This is a genomic window from Gardnerella washingtoni, assembly GCF_049262705.1.
GTDB lineage: Bacteria > Actinomycetota > Actinomycetes > Actinomycetales > Bifidobacteriaceae > Bifidobacterium > Bifidobacterium vaginale_D.
Genome location: NZ_CP058398.1, coordinates 1,084,462 through 1,101,225 on the forward strand (window position 1 = coordinate 1,084,462; position 16,764 = coordinate 1,101,225).

The 16,764-nt window shown below is 44.9% G+C and carries 12 protein-coding genes and 1 tRNA gene; 6 read left to right on the forward strand and 7 right to left on the reverse strand.

The annotated features are described in order from the left end of the window. Positions 1 to 171 precede the first annotated feature (171 nt). Positions 172 to 798, forward strand: a complete 627-nt coding sequence (gene rpsD / locus HXT28_RS04090; protein WP_004113375.1) for a 30S ribosomal protein S4 — start codon at positions 172 to 174, stop codon at positions 796 to 798. A gap of 227 nt (positions 799 to 1,025) precedes the next feature. On the opposite strand, the gene HXT28_RS04095 is transcribed toward rpsD, so the two are convergent. The 4 genes from HXT28_RS04095 to HXT28_RS04110 form a co-directional block, all read right to left on the reverse strand. Further along, positions 1,026 to 1,814: an ABC transporter ATP-binding protein gene (locus HXT28_RS04095; protein ID WP_422113297.1), complete on the reverse strand. Its 789-nt coding sequence runs from the start codon at positions 1,812 to 1,814 to the stop codon at positions 1,026 to 1,028. 5 nt (positions 1,815 to 1,819) lie between these two features. Next, positions 1,820 to 3,031: an ABC transporter permease gene (locus HXT28_RS04100; RefSeq protein WP_016637210.1), complete on the reverse strand. Its 1,212-nt coding sequence runs from the start codon at positions 3,029 to 3,031 to the stop codon at positions 1,820 to 1,822. 66 nt (positions 3,032 to 3,097) lie between these two features. Further along, entirely contained in the window at positions 3,098 to 3,547 is a 450-nt protein-coding gene (locus tag HXT28_RS04105; protein WP_016637209.1) for a DUF4418 family protein, read from the reverse strand. Between the two features lie 396 nt (positions 3,548 to 3,943). Beyond that, complete coding sequence (locus HXT28_RS04110; RefSeq protein ID WP_422113298.1) at positions 3,944 to 6,940, reverse strand: ATP-dependent helicase; 2,997 nt, start codon at positions 6,938 to 6,940, stop codon at positions 3,944 to 3,946. Between the two features lie 255 nt (positions 6,941 to 7,195). Between HXT28_RS04110 and HXT28_RS04115 the strand changes: the two genes are divergently transcribed. The 4 genes from HXT28_RS04115 to HXT28_RS04130 all read left to right on the forward strand — a co-directional run bounded on the left by HXT28_RS04115 (position 7,196) and on the right by HXT28_RS04130 (position 12,860). Beyond that, positions 7,196 to 7,777 carry a xanthine phosphoribosyltransferase gene (locus HXT28_RS04115; protein ID WP_016637207.1) on the forward strand — a complete coding sequence of 194 codons (582 nt, stop codon included), beginning with the start codon at positions 7,196 to 7,198 and terminating at the stop codon, positions 7,775 to 7,777. Between the two features lie 1,108 nt (positions 7,778 to 8,885). After that, a complete protein-coding gene (locus HXT28_RS04120; protein ID WP_422113299.1) occupies positions 8,886 to 10,106 on the forward strand; it encodes an acetyl-CoA C-acyltransferase in 1,221 nt (406 codons plus the stop codon). Positions 10,107 to 10,164: 58 nt separating this feature from the next. Further along, positions 10,165 to 11,496, forward strand: a complete 1,332-nt coding sequence (locus tag HXT28_RS04125) for a hydroxymethylglutaryl-CoA reductase, degradative (protein WP_422113300.1) — start codon at positions 10,165 to 10,167, stop codon at positions 11,494 to 11,496. Between the two features lie 56 nt (positions 11,497 to 11,552). Further along, entirely contained in the window at positions 11,553 to 12,860 is a 1,308-nt protein-coding gene (locus HXT28_RS04130; RefSeq protein ID WP_422113301.1) for a hydroxymethylglutaryl-CoA synthase, read from the forward strand. A 27-nt stretch (positions 12,861 to 12,887) separates the two neighbouring features. On the opposite strand, the gene HXT28_RS04135 is transcribed toward HXT28_RS04130, so the two are convergent. The 3 genes from HXT28_RS04135 to serS form a co-directional block, all read right to left on the reverse strand. Continuing rightward, entirely contained in the window at positions 12,888 to 14,240 is a 1,353-nt protein-coding gene (locus HXT28_RS04135) for a zinc ribbon domain-containing protein (protein WP_422113302.1), read from the reverse strand. A 382-nt stretch (positions 14,241 to 14,622) separates the two neighbouring features. Beyond that, positions 14,623 to 14,707: transfer RNA gene (locus HXT28_RS04140), tRNA-Ser, on the reverse strand. A 278-nt stretch (positions 14,708 to 14,985) separates the two neighbouring features. Further along, positions 14,986 to 16,272, reverse strand: coding sequence for a serine--tRNA ligase (gene serS / locus HXT28_RS04145; RefSeq protein ID WP_064346637.1), 1,287 nt, complete (start codon positions 16,270 to 16,272; stop codon positions 14,986 to 14,988). A 97-nt stretch (positions 16,273 to 16,369) separates the two neighbouring features. On the opposite strand from serS, the gene trxA reads away from it, so the two are divergent. Next, the gene (trxA, locus tag HXT28_RS04150) at positions 16,370 to 16,705 is read left to right on the forward strand and encodes a thioredoxin (protein WP_016636692.1); all 336 of its coding nucleotides are present in this window, start codon (positions 16,370 to 16,372) and stop codon (positions 16,703 to 16,705) included. Positions 16,706 to 16,764 lie beyond the last annotated feature (59 nt).

The following is a 16,764-nucleotide window of genomic DNA, read 5'->3' on the forward strand; positions in this document are numbered from 1 at the left end:
CGCGGTAGTTATGGCGTTATTTCAACGTTTTAATACTTACGCGTTCGTGTGTTAGCACGAAGAAGCACTGGAGAGGCCGGCTCAGCGTGAGTAATTTTCAAGTATTTTAACGAATGCTTAAAAGTTTGACTTGCGTTCCGTTCAGATAACGACAGAATTAAAGGATTAGCTATGACTAACATTCAGCGTTCTCGCCGTCAGGTGCGTCTTTCTCGCGCCCTCGGCATCGCTTTGACCCCAAAGGCTCAGCGTATCTTCGAGAAGCGCCCATATGCTCCAGGTGAGCACGGCCGCACTCGTCGTCGTACCGAGTCCGATTACGCAGTACGTCTTCGCGAGAAGCAGCGTCTTCGCGCTCAGTACGGTCTTTCCGAGAAGCAGCTTCGTGCTGCTTACGAGAAGGGTACGCACACTGCAGGTCAGACCGGTGACGCAATGCTCACCGATTTGGAAACTCGTCTTGATGCTTTGGTTTTGCGCGCAGGCTTTGCTCGCACCACTGCCCAGGCTCGTCAGTTTGTTGTACATCGTCACATTTTGGTTGATGGCAATCTTGTTGATCGCCCATCTTACCGCGTGAAGCCAGGTCAGACCATTCAGGTTCGTGCTAAGAGCCAGACCATGGTTCCATTCCAGATGGCTGCAGAAGGCGTTCATCGCGACGTTTTGCCAGCAGTTCCTGGTTACCTCGATGTGAATCTTGCCTCTTTGAAGGCTACTTTGACTCGTAAGCCGGAAGTCGATCAGATTCCAGTTGAAGTCAACATCCAGTACGTCGTCGAATACTACGCTCGTTAATTTCGTCGATTTAATTCTTAAGGACATACCGCTTGACCCCTGCTATGCGATTGCGTGGCAGGGGTCAATGCGTTGTGTATAAAAACTCGCGCATCAAAAAATAGGAAAACGCGAACTAAGTTCCTCACGTTTGGAGCGCAAACCCACACTAAACCCTCCAAACGCGAGAAAAGTTGCGCGCATTTGGAGCGATACGCCAGTCCAAAACCTCCAAACGCGAACTAATTTCAGCGAATGGAGCCAGCATCCATTGTGTAGGTGCGATCCGCGCTTCGAGCAGCTTCAGAATCGTGCGTTACCATCAGCACAGCTGAACCATTATTTGATGCAGTACGCAATATTTCCATAACTATGCGAGTATGCTCAGAATCCAAATCACCAGTAGGCTCATCAAGAAGTAGAAGTTTTGGATTATTGATAAGAGCGCGCACAATCATTACGCGACGCATCTCACCACCGGAAAGCTCCCTTGGATAACACCACAGCAATTCTTCAATATGCAATTGCTTACACAGATTAAGAGCGCGATTTGAGTAGTAATCTTCAACGTCTGCACTCTTGTTTTTTTGATTGCTACTTTTTTGATTACTGCCTTTTTGATTGCTACTTTTAGCAATCTGAACAGGCAGAAAAATATTATCGTATACAGTAATATTCGGCAAAAGCGTTTGCGATTGCGTAACGAAACCTAAATTTTGCGCACGCAATTGAGATACCTGCGCATCACTAAATTTGGGCGCAGAAATCTCTTCGCCGCAAACCGTTACACTTCCGTGAGTTGGCTTCAGTAATCCTGCAATCAAATTTAGTAAAGTAGATTTTCCGTTGCCAGATTTTCCAACAATTGCCACAAAATCACCGCAACTCAACGAAAAACTCACATTATTTACTGCAGCAAATCTGTGCTTTCGTCGCACAAACTCTCGTGTCACATGCATAAGTTTGAGTGCAACAAGAGGTGATTTTTCGCTATGAGATACTGATTTTTCATTATTCAATACCGATTTTTCACTCATGCTGACTACTCCCCTGCTCGAAGAGTTACATACGTTTCACGTATGGCAATACGCCACGTAGTAAGTACTGAAGCTACAATAACGACCATTGTTGCGAGCATCACACTCACAGTCATAAGTACTATTACCGGTAACGCCGTTACCTCCAAATATGGAAGTTGCACTTGCTGCGCAATAAGCGAGCTGTAAGGGAAGAGTATAAGACTTGCAAATGCAACACCAATAACACCTCCCACAAAACCAAGTATTGCGGACTCGTGAGCAACAATTGACAACAGCATCGTTCGATTAACTCCCAGTATGCGTAAAGAAGCAAATTCTTTTTTACGCTCATTCACAGATGTTGCGAAAACTGCAATCAGAACCAACATACCAACAATCCAGAATGCCGCTATTACGAGCGTTAAGGTACGCGTTACAACACCAAGATTAGCTTGAGTAGTTGCAGTAATTCCACCTGGAAAAACTATTCCAATGCTTGGAATCCTAGTTGTTTTACGAATATTTTCGGCAACTTGTTTAGCACTATAACCTTTGCTTATTTTTACTAAAACAGCAGAAATTGCTTTTTTTGCATACTCTTTAGGAATGGCAGTGTGGTGCACTTTTGTAGAATATTCGACTACTTGCGGCACACTCTCGCGGCGCACGAATACTGAATTGTCAATGCTCGTACCAGTTTTTGCAAGCTGAGCTACTACAGGCCATTGATGCCCAAAAAGACGAACCGTATGCATGTAAGAAACAAGTACGTTTGCTCCAGCAATCATCTCACCTTTTTGCAAAGTTTTTTTGTGCTGCGAATAAATCCAAGGACCAATAACGAAGTCTGAATCTGGATCAAAACCAATAATTTGTAATTTTTCCGCACAACATCCTGCTGAAAGTGAAGAAATATACGTTTGTGCACTTGCTTTTTGAACTCCAGGCGAACGTCTTACTAAATCCTCAATATTATTAGTAAAATAAAATGTACTAGAACCACCGTTGGTTAAAAGTGCTTCAGCTTTAGTATGCGTGCCTTGTGGAATAACCATAATATCGGCTCCCATTCGCTCACGCATACTGTTTAAGCCTTGTGCAAGATTCATAGAAAGCAGCGAGCCGCCGAAAAATATTGCAGACAAACATGCAGCCACAACAATAAGTGCAGAAGTGCGCAAAGGTTTGCGTTTTATATTTTCCAGCGGCAATCGCTTCAATGTAATAGTACGCATAGTAGAATTACTTACTAAAATTTTCTAGAATTACTTCATTAATTGCGTTATTACTTAGCTTCGTTACTACTTAGCTGCGCACTCGCAAGAAGACTTAGTGTCGAAATACACAGAAACAGCTGCGAACACCAATGCTAGAACGGAAAGCACAATCAACGTTGGGCGCATAACCGAAGCGCAATGCATCATAGGGCTTTTGCACACACCAATAAGGAATGTTGTAACAGAAAGCATAAGCAAAGAATTCACCATTACAGCAATATTTAAGCCAGCGCGAACCTGTTCTTTCACAAACAATGCAATAATACCGAGAACTGCAATAACTACGCCAATTCCAATAGCCACACGACCTGTGTAGTAACATGCCATAGGTTGCATCATCATAGGCATTTTGTGCATGCTTCCACCTTTGCTCATGCCTCCAATTGCGCATGGCTTTGCAAACGTCAATGGCGCAATGGCAATCAGCAAACCAAAAATAATTGCAGGAATTGATGCGAATAACTTGTTTTTCATAATAAATACCTCGTTACATGTATGTTATTAATTTTTTAGTGTCACATTGTCTTTAATGCCACACGCCTTACGGCACTCACGTTTGCAAGTGCCACGCTTTCGTCACATCCTTATTTTGTGCATACAAAAACCGTAACTTCCCAGCATTCACAATCAAGTACCCACAACCAAGCACTTGCAATAGTTTCCCCATACCTCATAACTATTAATGTTCTGAAGTTATATTTTCGTTTACTGTTATATTTTTTCTTATAGCTTAAGAGAAAACAAGTCTTGAATATTTTGTTTTCATGTATATAATTGCAGCATTAATTATGACAATATTACCAATATTCATGCGTGCAATTTTTGATTATTGCGCATTATTTTACGAGTAAGCTACATAAAAGAAAAAATTTATAATTTCTCTATAGGCGCTACTCGGAGCATTAATCGTTTGACGCCGTCAGAACCGAAGTCGACGGTAATAATGGAATTCCTGCCCTTATCTTGAGTTGCGAGCACAGTTCCTAAGCCGTAAGTATCGTGCGTAATTTTATCTCCGACTTGGAAATCTTCAATATTAAGATTATTGTCTTTATCCATTACTCTGGAAGATGAGCCAAGTTTTGTTGCACTTGTTGACGATGCTGATTTAGCCATAGTTTTACGTGTTTTTACTGCACTTGATTTTGACCATTGAGATTGAGAACCATAGGCAGAACCATAGGCAGAACCGTATGAAGAACTATGCGATTTACGCCCATACGACTTAGATCCGTAAGATTTGCCGGAACCGTAAGATTTGCCATAGCTGTGAGATCTGCTGGAACCGTAAGCGCTGCCACCGTAGGTCGTTTTCTCGCTGAAAGTATCGCTATAATCGTCATCCCAGCCGCCGAAATCACCATCAAAATCGCTATCGAAATCATCGCCGCGCCTAGACGAAGCCCCCCAACGCTCAACATCAGCCTCTCTGCGCTTCCAATCAATCAAATTATTTGGAATCTCATCCAAAAACTGACTTGGCAGCATTTCCTGAGCCTGACCCCACTGCGAACGCACAGCAGCACGCGTCACATATAGACGCTGCTTAGCACGCGTAATTCCAACGTAAGCAAGCCGGCGCTCCTCGCAAAGCTCACTATCGTCTTCCAAAGCTCGAGCATGCGGGAACGTGCCCTGCTCCATGCCAGTTAAGAACACAACCGGATACTCCAAACCCTTAGCCGTGTGAAGCGTCATTAACGTAACTTTGCCAGTATCCTCGTTTTCGTCCGGCAACTGATCCGAATCTGCCACAAGAGCTGTCGTTTCGAGGAAACCAGCTACGCTAGCATCTGGAGTATTCTGCTCATACTCAGCAGCAACCGACTGCAATTGTGACAAATTATCCACGCGAGCAGCATCCTGCGGATCTTCAGAACGTTGCAAATCTTCCAGCAAACCGCTGTCTTTTAAGATACTGTCAATAACTTGAGAAGGCTTCGAATCGTTGTCTTGCATACACGTCATTAAATTGTGCATAAGATTGCGAAACTCTTTAAGCTTAGTTGCAGTGCGAGTTGGCATGCCGTCAATCGACTCCAAATGCTCCAAAGCTTGCCAGAAGCTCACTCCTTGTGTTTGGGCGTAAAGCGTTAGCAAAGCCTCCGCACGAGCGCCAAGTCCACGCTTTGGTACGTTCAAAATTCTGCGCATATTCACGTCATCGTCCGGATTTGCCATAGATTGTAAGTATGCGAGCGCATCTTTTACTTCGCGACGTTCGTAGAATTTTGTGCCACCAACCAGCTGATATGGGAGTCCTGCTTTCATAAGTGCATCTTCTAACGAACGTGATTGTGCATTAGCACGATACATAATTGCCATATCTGAATATGCGATGCCTTCTTCTCCAGCCAATCGTGCGATCTCTTCCGCAACCCAAGCTGCTTCCTGTTGAGCACTGTCTGCAGCATAGCCGGTAATTGGAGCACCTTGACCTAAAGCAGTCCACAATTTTTTAGGCTTTCGACCTTGATTATGTGCAATAACAGCATTTGCGGCATCCAAAATTGTTTGCGTAGAGCGATAGTTTTGCTCAAGCATAATAGTAGTTGCGTTTGGAAAATCCTTCTCAAAGTCTTGAATATTGCGAATATCTGCGCCGCGGAATGCGTAAATTGATTGGTCTGAGTCGCCGACGACGGTGATTGATGCAGGAGGATCATCGGGTTGCTGCGACTGCTGTACTGCAACTGCGTTACTTTGCTTTACATCAACTCCCGCAAGTTCTCGAATAAGCTCATACTGTGCGTGGTTAGTGTCCTGATACTCGTCAACCAAAATATAGCGGAACTTGTGACGGTAGTATTTAGCAACTTCTGGAGCATCACGCATAAGTTGCACGGTTCGCATAATTAAATCGTCAAAATCAACTGCATTCGCTTGCGCCAAACGATACTGGTATTCCGCGTACATAACTGCGTACACAGCCTCAGCATTCCCAGAATGCGCAATTTGTTGACCTGCAACGCCAGGCTTGTAATCGTTTGCATACATGTCGAGTTGCTCACGCCAACTCATCAAACTATTTTTGCAATCCGAAATTTTACCTAAAATACTACGCGGCGTAAAACGCTTTATATCAACGTTAAGTTCAGTTGCAATTATTTTTACTAAACGCTCGCAATCAGCAGTATCATAAATGGAAAAACCTGATTTTAAACCAATATATTGTCCAGATCTGCGAAGTATTTTTACACACGCGGAATGGAAAGTCGAAACCCACATAGTATTTGCTTCGGCGCCGATAAGTCGGCTTAAGCGCTCACGCATTTCTGCAGCGGCTTTGTTGGTAAAAGTGATTGCGAGAATTTGGCTTGGCCACGCACCTTTTTGGCTTAAAATCCAAGCGATTCTGCGCGTAAGAACTCGCGTTTTACCACTTCCAGCGCCTGCTCCAATGAGTAGCGCTGGTCCATCGTATTGAACTGCTTGAGATTGTTGCGGATTTAAACCATCCAGCAACGTTTTAGGATCAACCGTAACGTGCGAAGTAGTGTATTCTTGCAAATACGTTTCTTGTGAAGTGTTTTGTTGCAAATATTGTTCTTGTTGCAGAGCAGACTCTTCTTGCTGATATTCTTGCGAAGCGTCTTGCTGATATTCTTGCGAAGGCACGTATTCTTGCGCATAAGCATCAGCGTATTCATCGTATCCGTAATTTGCATAATCATTCGCATTAGCAGCATTATCGTATAACTGTTCGTCAGAAGTATAAAAATTTTGCATTTCATCTATAGAATCTGCAGGAGCAAATGCCGCATTGTCAGACACAACAGAATTATCAGACACAACAGAATTATCAGGCGATTCATTACTAGCTACTGGTTCACCTAATAAATCACTTATGTACCCATAATTACTCATACTGACACTCCGTTAATACTGCTTAATTTACTTACGCTTTATCTTGAGCAATCACAGTGCCCCCACAGTTTGATTGCATACACGTCTAATCAGGTTTACCACATACTGCAGTCGTTTTAAGTATGTATTGTGTCACGGCTATGGGTATGCTTATGCGTACTGCAAATCGTAAATTTACATAATACGAATAACTTGCAAAAAGCTCCAAAATGACGAAATGGGAATCGTTGGAGTATACGAAAGGATTGATACATCGTGCAGGAACTTGAGGAACGCATTCGCAAAGATGGCATTGTGAAGCCTGGCAACGTGTTGAAAGTGGACGCTTTTTTGAATCACCAGTGCGATGTTGCGTTGTTTGACCATATGGGAGCTGCTTGGGCAGAACATTTCCGCGATGCTGGCATTAATAAGATTCTTACGATTGAAGCTTCTGGAATTGGTATTGCTTGCGTTGCTGCGCGTCACTTTGGAAATATTCCCGTGGTTTTTGCCAAGAAAGCGCAATCTATTAATCTCGATGGAGACCAATACGTTTCTACAGTATTTTCTTTTACGAAGCAGCGAGAATTTCCGGTGATTGTGTCTCGTAAGTATTTGAGCGCTGAAGATCGCGTGCTTATTTTGGATGATTTTTTGGCTAACGGTAAAGCTTTACAAGGTTTAATTGACATTTGCGATCACGCTGGAGCCACAGTTGCCGGCATCGGTATTGCGATTGAAAAGGGCTTCCAAGGCGGCGGCGATGCGCTTCGCAAGGCAGGATATAACTTGGATTCGCTCGCTATTGTTGACGCGATGGATCCTGTTGACGGCTCGATTTCGTTCCGTAAGTAGCGAGTGTGATACTTTCTTTACGTTATTCTTGAGTATCGTCTATGAGTTTTGATTGATGTGTTTGGTTTTTAGTGTTGTGAGGTCAAGTAAATTTGTGTTTGCGCGGTACTTGCGTATCGTCTATGAGTTTTGGCTAATGTGTTTGGTTTTCAGTGTTGTGAGGTCAAGGAAATTTGTGTTTGCGCGAGTTTTTGTTTGGCGTGGCGCGAGTTTTGGGAGATTTCTCTCCTCGCACGTCCCGTCCTTCACTCCGCACTCATATGAAACATTTTTACTGTAGTAAAACCTTGTTTACGTTATGTTGCGTTCGCTCAGTCCTCTTTTAGTGCTCGTAGAGAAATCCCCCAAACTCTGCATGCTAATTCGTTAATAACCGTGCTAATCGCAGAGATTTTTCGATTTTTCTTCTTCGCTCGGCGAATCAGCAGCCTGCGGCTCTGACGTTCGCCTCACTCAGTGCAAAAAATCTCAAATCTCACCACACGAATATTCGTACCTCGCAAGCAATTCCTATCTCCCACTACTAGTAAAACCGCTAGTGTTTTGTGGTGTGGTAAGAGTACTTGGCGTGGTGTGTGCAGCAGCACGAATGCTAGTGTTCTCTAATCAATAAATACTCAGCGTCTGCAGAGCAATACTGTTAAAGTTCACTAAGCAACAAATACTCAACGTTTGCAAAGCACGACTGCAAAGCTACGGAAGCAACGTTTGCAAAGCACTAGCGCAAAGCTTCCGACGCAACGTTCGCAGAAGCATGACTGCAAAGCTACAGAATCAACGTTCGCAAAGCACGACTGCAAAGCTACAGAAACATTTTCCGGAAAAATCCTCGGCAAATGTTGTCACTCCGGTTGCATTTGACCACAAACGCTGTATAGTTTTCCGGCTTTTGTAGTTACTTCAGCCCACTATGGAAACATTTGCCGGAGAATATTACGGCATTTATGGTCGGCTTTAAGCGCACAAACTCACTCAAGCAAGTGCAAATGTGAAGGAAACGAGAAAAATTACTAGAGACTCTCGATTTTACGTAAGAATACGATAAAGTAGTCCGGTTGGCATGTTGCAATACATAATGCAACAAACAATTGATTAGGTGGCTAAACATATGACTGAAGTGGTGATTGCGAGCGCTGTACGCACGCCTATTGGCAAATTCGGCGGCAGCTTATCTTCGCTTTCCTCAGTTGATTTAGGAACGATTGCCGCAAAAGCCGCAATCGAACGCGCAGGTCTTAATGCTCACGACGTAGATCAGGCCATTTTTGGCAACGTTTTGCAAGCAGGCAGCGGTCAGAACGTAGCTCGCCAAATCGCATTGCGCGCAGGACTCGACACTTCCAGCTGCGCAATGACTATTAACGAAGTGTGCGGATCTGGCTTAAAAGCAGTGCGCTTGGCGCAATCCGCAATCGTTATGGGAGACGCGCAAGTTGTTGTTGCAGGCGGCACCGAAAGTATGAGCAACGTGCCATTTTATGCAACTAACTCGCGATTTAGCGGACACAAATACGGAAATTTTGCGCTTATTGACGGCCTGCAGCGCGACGGCTTAAACGACGCTTTTACAGGCGACGCAATGGGCGTTACTGCAGAAAATGTTGCCGCAAAATTTGGTATTACTCGCGAAGCACAAGATATTTTTGCGCTTAAATCTCACCAAAAAGCTGTTGCCGCTATTAAGCGAGGCGATTTTGATTCTGAGATTGTGCCAGTAACTCTTGCAGACGGAACCGTTGTAACTCGCGACGAACATCCTCGTGCAGATACGTCTTTAGAGCAGTTGTCGAAATTGCGCACGCTGTTTAAAGCGTCGGACGAAAATTCAGGCGCGGAGCGCGAAGTTAGTGCGCGCGAATCCACTGTAACTGCCGGAAACGCAAGCGGAATTAACGACGGAGCTGCAGCACTCGTACTCATGAGCAAAGATTACGCAGAAGCTCACGGCATTGAATATCTTGCAGAAATTGTGGGATTTGCAGAAGGCGGAATAGACCCAGATTTAATGGGATACGCTCCAAAACACGTGATGGAACGCATGCTACACGCAACTGGAAGCAGCGTTGAAAGCATTGATTTGTTTGAGATTAACGAGGCTTTTGCAGCACAAAGTATTGCAGTTTCTGAACAATTACATATTGATGAAGCAAAACTCAACGTACGCGGCGGAGCGATTGCACTCGGTCACCCACTGGGAGCTAGCGGAGCGAGGATTTTAACAACGCTTATGTACGCTTTACGAGACAGTAATAAGAAAAACGGCGTGGCAGCGCTGTGCGTTGGCGGCGGAATTGGCGTTGCAATGCAGATTAAGATGCGAAGCAATTAAGTTAGAATGCGAAGCAATCAGTAGCATTCGTAGTCGGTAAAATCATGAGGTGATTTCGATGACTGCTTTTCGTGAATTAAACGTGAGGAACCGCATCAAAACCTTAAAAGATGAAGGATGCTTAAATGAAACTGAAGCAGCATTGCTGATTCAACAGCTTGCAGAAAGTTCTAACGCTACCATACCTGCAGACATTGCAAATCATATGATTGAGCATCAGATTGGAAAGTATACGCTGCCAGTTGGCGTTGTGCGCGGGCTAATCGTGAACGACGAAGTGCGGAACGTGCTGGTTGCAACCGAAGAACCGTCCGTGATTGCAGCCGCCTGCAATGGTGCGAGAATTGCTGCAACAAGCATTGAAGGCTGCATTGTAGCAAACTCGCCACAATACGTAACAACTGCGCAAATAGTTTTTGAAGACTCGGATTCAAGCGTGGCGGCGCGTTTGAGCGAGATTGCTGAAGATTGCGAAAGGGTTGAAGAGCTGCTACGCGTTGCAAACGAGTCACACCCATCAATGATGAAAAGGGGTGGCGGCGCGCGCGGATGCCGCGTTTCAGCTTTGCATGGCTTCGCCAAACTCGAGATTGACGTAGATACATGCGATGCAATGGGCGCAAACACCGTAAACACTATGGGCGAAGCCGTCAAAGCCCAGCTGGAAAGCTGGCTCGGCGTGCAAGCGCTTGTAGCAATTCTTACCAACACAAGCCGCGTTGCCACCACGGCAGAAGTGCGCATACCGGTTGAAGCTTTAGTTTCAAGGCGGCTTGAAGAAGCTAAACGCGAAGGCGAAGGAAAGCGCCTTGCGCGCCGAATCGCGGCATTAAGCGCGCTAGCCGCTAGCGACCCGGATCGCGCCGCCACGCACAACAAAGGCATCCTCAACGGCATTGCAGGAGCCGCGCTCGCGTCAGGAAATGATACGCGAGCGCTAGAAACGGCAGCACACGCGTGGGCGGCGCACTCCGGTCGCTACCTACCACTGTCAACATGGAACACTGAAACCTTAAACCACCAAATCATACTCCATGGTCGTATTGAAATTCCACTACAAGTTGGCATTGTTGGCGGCTCAATCTCATCTCTTCCAATGGCAAAACTCGCCATCAGAATCGGCAAATATAAAAATGCAAACGACTTTAGAAACACTCTTGCAGCTCTCGGATTAGTGCAAAATCTTGCAGCACTGCGCGCGTTGGCGGGCCCCGGAATTCAAGCAGGTCACATGGCATTGCAGGCATCCAATATTGCAATTGCAGCCGGAGCACGAGGTGCAGAAATCTCACAAATCTCAAAAGATCTTTTACAGTTACAACCTGCGGAACGCACTACTGAACAAGCTGCACATTTACTTACTATCCTTCGCAAAACCTATAAAATCTAAACTTCACCAGTAAATCAAAAACAAAACGACTAGCTTACAACCAAGATTGAGGAACCATGAATACTACAAATAATGTTACGAACAATTCTAAAAAATCATCGCTCACCGTCGGCATCGACCGTATCTCCTTCGCCACTCCTCACTACTACTTAAATCTCACGGATCTGGCAAACGCGCGCGGAATCGACCCTAACAAATTCACAATCGGCATCGGCCAAAGCGAGCAATCCGTGCCGCCTAATCACCAAGACATCGTTACTCTCGCCGCCGAAGCCGCGCACCCACTCCTACCCCACATCGATAGCAATCGTCTCAAAATGCTCATCGTGGGCACAGAAAGCGGCGTAGACGCAAGCAAATCAAGCGCACTGTACGTTCAGAATCTGTTAAAACTCACGCCGTGGGTGCGTTGCATTGAAGTAAAAGAAGCTTGCTACGGCGGCACCGCGGCTTTGATGATGGCATGCGATTACGTGCGCGCGCACGCAGAAAAAGATCCGCAAGTGCTCGTTATTGCGGCCGATATTGCGCGATACGGTCTTGCAACTCCTGGCGAAGTAACGCAGGGAGCAGGGGCTGTGGCAATGTTAGTTAGCACGAATCCGCACGTGCTTAAAATTAACGACGATAGTGTTGTAAAATCTGCGGATATTCAAGACTTTTGGCGACCGGTTTACCAGGACACAGCGCTTGCTCGCGGCAAGTTCTCGACTGAGCAGTATATACAGTTTTTCTGCGACGTTTGGCAAAAGTATTGTGCGCAAAACAATTGCAATTTCAACGATTTTGCAGGGCTTTGCTTCCATTTGCCGTATACGAAAATGGGTTTGAAAGCGCTTAAAGCGGCGATGGATTCTTGCGATAATACTTGCAACGCTACCAATACTTGCAACGCTACCAACTTAAGCGAATCATCACGTAAATGCCTACTTTCGCGCTACGAAACAAGCACAAAGTACAGCCGTCGCGTAGGCAATATTTATACTGGATCGCTGTATTTGGGATTGCTTTCTTTGCTTGAGTTAGACGAACTTGAGTTAGACGGATGCACTCACGAAAATAGTGACATTCCTCCACTGAAAAGCGGTGATAAAATCGGCCTATTTTCTTACGGATCCGGCGCTGTTGGCGAGTTCTTTAGCGCAACTCTTGTTCCAGGATTTAAAGACGCGCTGTTTGCTCGAGAGCACGCGGATATGCTCGATTCTAGAGTGCGATTAAGCGTTGCAGATTACGAAGCGATGTTTTCTAGCGTTGCGCCTTACGCTCCGGAAGATTTCGTAAGCGATACGTCTCACCGCGAGCGCGCACACTTCTTCCTGGACGGCATATCATCGCAAGAGCGCCACTATCGTTCGAACTAAAGCGAGCCACAAAATAGGCGACCAAAACTACTCGCTATACTCCTTTATCAAATGAATCTCACCCACAGTAGGCTGGCGAGCCGGCAATTCCATCCAATTTCCACCGTCGTAACTACCTGGGCGAGCCGCAACCATAATCTTTTTGCCCGCATACTTTTCAACAAACGCAGCCTGATCTTTATCCGAATTATCAAATCGAACAGAAACAAGATCAAATATCATGTGACTTGGCATAAACCCACCATACATTCCACTGCAAAAACCGTTACCCGAACGCTTCTGATCTAATGCAATAATGTCAAAAGTACCGTTTCCTTCGTTAAGAGATTTCATAACTTCATCCTTAGCATTTGGATCATTTGGAGTAGTACCAGGATAATCGTACGCTTCCTCAGCGCTCAACCTCTTAACAGTTCCAGAAAAAACTTGATACCCTTTTTCGAGCCACTCATTAATAGTTTTATTCATCTTCTTCTGCTCAGGAGTTAAATTCGGAGTATTAATCAGATTGTTTATATCAGTTAAGTCGTTAACGGACACAAATTTTGGATACACGAAATTTTGCAAACCAGCCAACGAGCCTGTAGTAAATTTGGTCTTAAATTCTATAGGCTTAGCAACGTCAACCGTAGATTTATCAAAACTCTTACCATTAATTTTGTATGTATACACATGCCAAGGAAGACCATCAACACCATCATTTTCAGGAGTTTGATACGATCTTGCAACAACAATACCGTCATGATTACCGCCGAAGAACATAGTGCCACGCTCTTCATAAATATCATGCCTATCTATAATGTCCGGGTACGAAACAATCTTCCCATTTTTGTACGAGAATACGTGAATATATTCATCTTCACCAATATTGAACCCTTCAGACGCAGTAACAACCATTTCCGGAATATTGTCGCCATCAATATCCCACAATGCATAGTAATAACTGTAATGCTGAGGAAAATTAGTAGAAGTATAAGATCCGCTATTAATCACATTTTTGTAGGCTTTACCGGCATTTGAAATAATATCGTCTTGAGTTAAAGCTTTAGGCGCACTTCCGTGATGAAAAGTGTTGCCCACAGCATTCAGATTAGAATTTGCACCGCGAGTTGATGAAGAATTATTATTTGAGCGGAAATACCATACGCAAGTGCATACAACTAGCACAATTACAACAACAGCGGAGATTACGGTAATAATAAGATTCTTAGGTTGACTTAATACTGCAAGGAACTTGGAAAACTTCGGTTTGACTGGATTAAGCTGCTGAACGTAAACAAGCGACTGCTGCTGAGAATCTGCATCTTCTACCCTCGCGCCGCAATTTGCGCAAAACTTGCCAGTACCGTTAAGGCGATTACCACAATTAATACAAAACATATGAAACCCTCACTGGGTGAGATTATAGCATAGAAAGCGCCTCAGAGCTTGCGCGACGATCTGCTTGAGCGCTACGCTTTAAGCGCGAAAGCAAGTCGTCGCACAAACGCGGGGAAGGTTGCGCGCTTTTGTGGACTTACACCCCACCCAAGTCCCCAAACACTCGCTATCACAAACCACACCAATCTGCCCTGCCTGCGTCAATCGAGACGCAGAAAGACCTCGCTTGCATTGGAACATACCAATCTGCCCTGCCTGCGTCAATCGGGACGCAGGCAGACCTCGCTTTCACTGAAAGTGCACTGCACTTTCAGTTCTAAGAAAGCTCGGCGAACTAAAAAAGCCTAAAGCAATTTCACATGCTTTAGGCTTAGTTAATTCGCGGATGAGGCGAGATTCGAACTCGCGGTAGGTTTCCCTACAACGGTTTTCAAGACCGTCTCCTTAGACCGCTCGGACACCCATCCATTTGCGCACGAAAGCAATCAAATTGTCGCTTTCAACGCACGAAGGTTAAGCTTATCACCATGCATGGAACGCACAACATTCATCTTGCTCACATACTTTATTTCTCAGCCTCTAACAGCAAGTCACTGTTATTTGAAAAACCTCATATTACGCCACCACACATGTTTGCAAACAAAAACGTGCGCAAGCACAAAAACTTGCGCACGCAATTACGTACAAAACTACAGACTAAAATCTGGATAATAAAACCTCAAAGCAATGAAGCAAAATACAACACTTATGCTTCCCACTTCGTCGGCTCAATCACTTCCTTACCACCCATATAAGCCTGCATTGCCTTTGGAATATCAATCGAACCATCTTCATGCTGATGATTTTCCAAAATAGCCACAAGCCAGCGAGTAGTAGCCAAAGTGCCGTTAAGCGTACTAACTGGGCGAGTTCCGCCATCTTCCATGCGTTCACGCACATTCAAGCGACGAGCCTGATACTCAGTGCAGTTAGAAGTAGAAGTAAGCTCACGGTAACGACCCTGCGTTGGAACCCAGGCTTCGCAATCAAACTTACGAGCAGCAGAAGAACCAAGGTCACCTGCAGCAGTATCAATAATGCGATAAGGCACTTCCACCTTAGCAAGCATTTCCTGCTCCATACCTAGCAACTTCTGATGCTCAGCGCGAGAATCTTCCTGCTTGCAGTAAACGAACATCTCAACCTTGTCGAACTGATGCACACGAATAATTCCGGAAGTATCTTTACCGGCGGCACCAGCCTCGCGACGGTAGCAGCTCGACCATCCGCAATAACGCAAAGCACCATTGCTTAAGTCAAGAATCTCATCCTCATGCATACCAGCCAAAGCAACTTCGGAAGTACCGACCAAATACTGATCATCCGGCTCACGCAAACGGTAAATCTCATCCGCGTGAGAATTCAAGAAGCCAGTGCCACGCATTACTTCTGGACGAACAAGCGTTGGTGTAATGGCAAGCGTAAAACCGTGTTCTTCAGCTTGATCTACAGCCATAGTGAGCATTGCAATTTGCAAACGAGCCACAGCGCCGCGCAAGAAGTAGAAGCGAGAGCCAGCAACCTTCACGCCACGACGCATATCGATGCCAGCAACGCCAGTTCCAAGCGTCAAATGATCCTTCGGCTCAAAACCTTCAGCTGCAAAATCGCGAGGCGTACCAACCTTCTTAACGACCACGTAGTCATCTTCACCGCCTTCTGGAGCTTCATCTTCGACGATGTTAGAAAGCTTCCACATAGCAGTCGTGTAGTCGGCAGTAGCTTTTTCGGACTCAGCCTTATATGCAGCCACCTTCTGAGCAAGCTCTTTAGTTTCAGCAATCAAAGCAGTTTTTTCTTCCGCAGGAGCAGTTGCAACCTTTTTACCAATTGCCTTCTGTTCAGCACGAGCAGCTTCAAAAGCTTTCAACGCACTACGACGCAAATCATCATTGCGTAATACTTCATCAACGAGTTCAACGGACTCGCCACGCTTGCGCTGCGATTCCTTAACTACGTCGGCATGTTCACGAATAAATTGGATATCAAGCATGACCCCTAGCCTAGTGCCGCAAGGCGACAGAAGCCTAAGTTTTATGCACGCCGACAGATATAATGATTAAAATACGCACAATATATAGGGGGATGCTATGGCAGCAATACATGCAAATACAGAAAATTTTGAAAAAATTGCTTCAACGAATGAAATTGTTGTTGTTGATTTCTGGGCTACTTGGTGTGGTCCATGCCGTGCGTTTGGTCCAATTTTTGAGAAAGTTAGCGAAAAATATCCTGACATTCCTTTTGTCAAAATTGATATTGACGAAAGTAATGAAATTGCTGAAGCTGCTCAAATTAAAGCTGTTCCAACAATTATGGTTATTAAACGAGGAGAAGTTATTTATCGTCAAGCCGGATCACTCCTTGCTTCTGATTTAGAAGATTTAGTTGAGCAAGCAAAAAAGTATGAAGCAAAAAATAATTAAAAGTCTTGATAGCATCAATACGTTGCAAAAAATAGTTATAACACTGTAATGCTCACTGT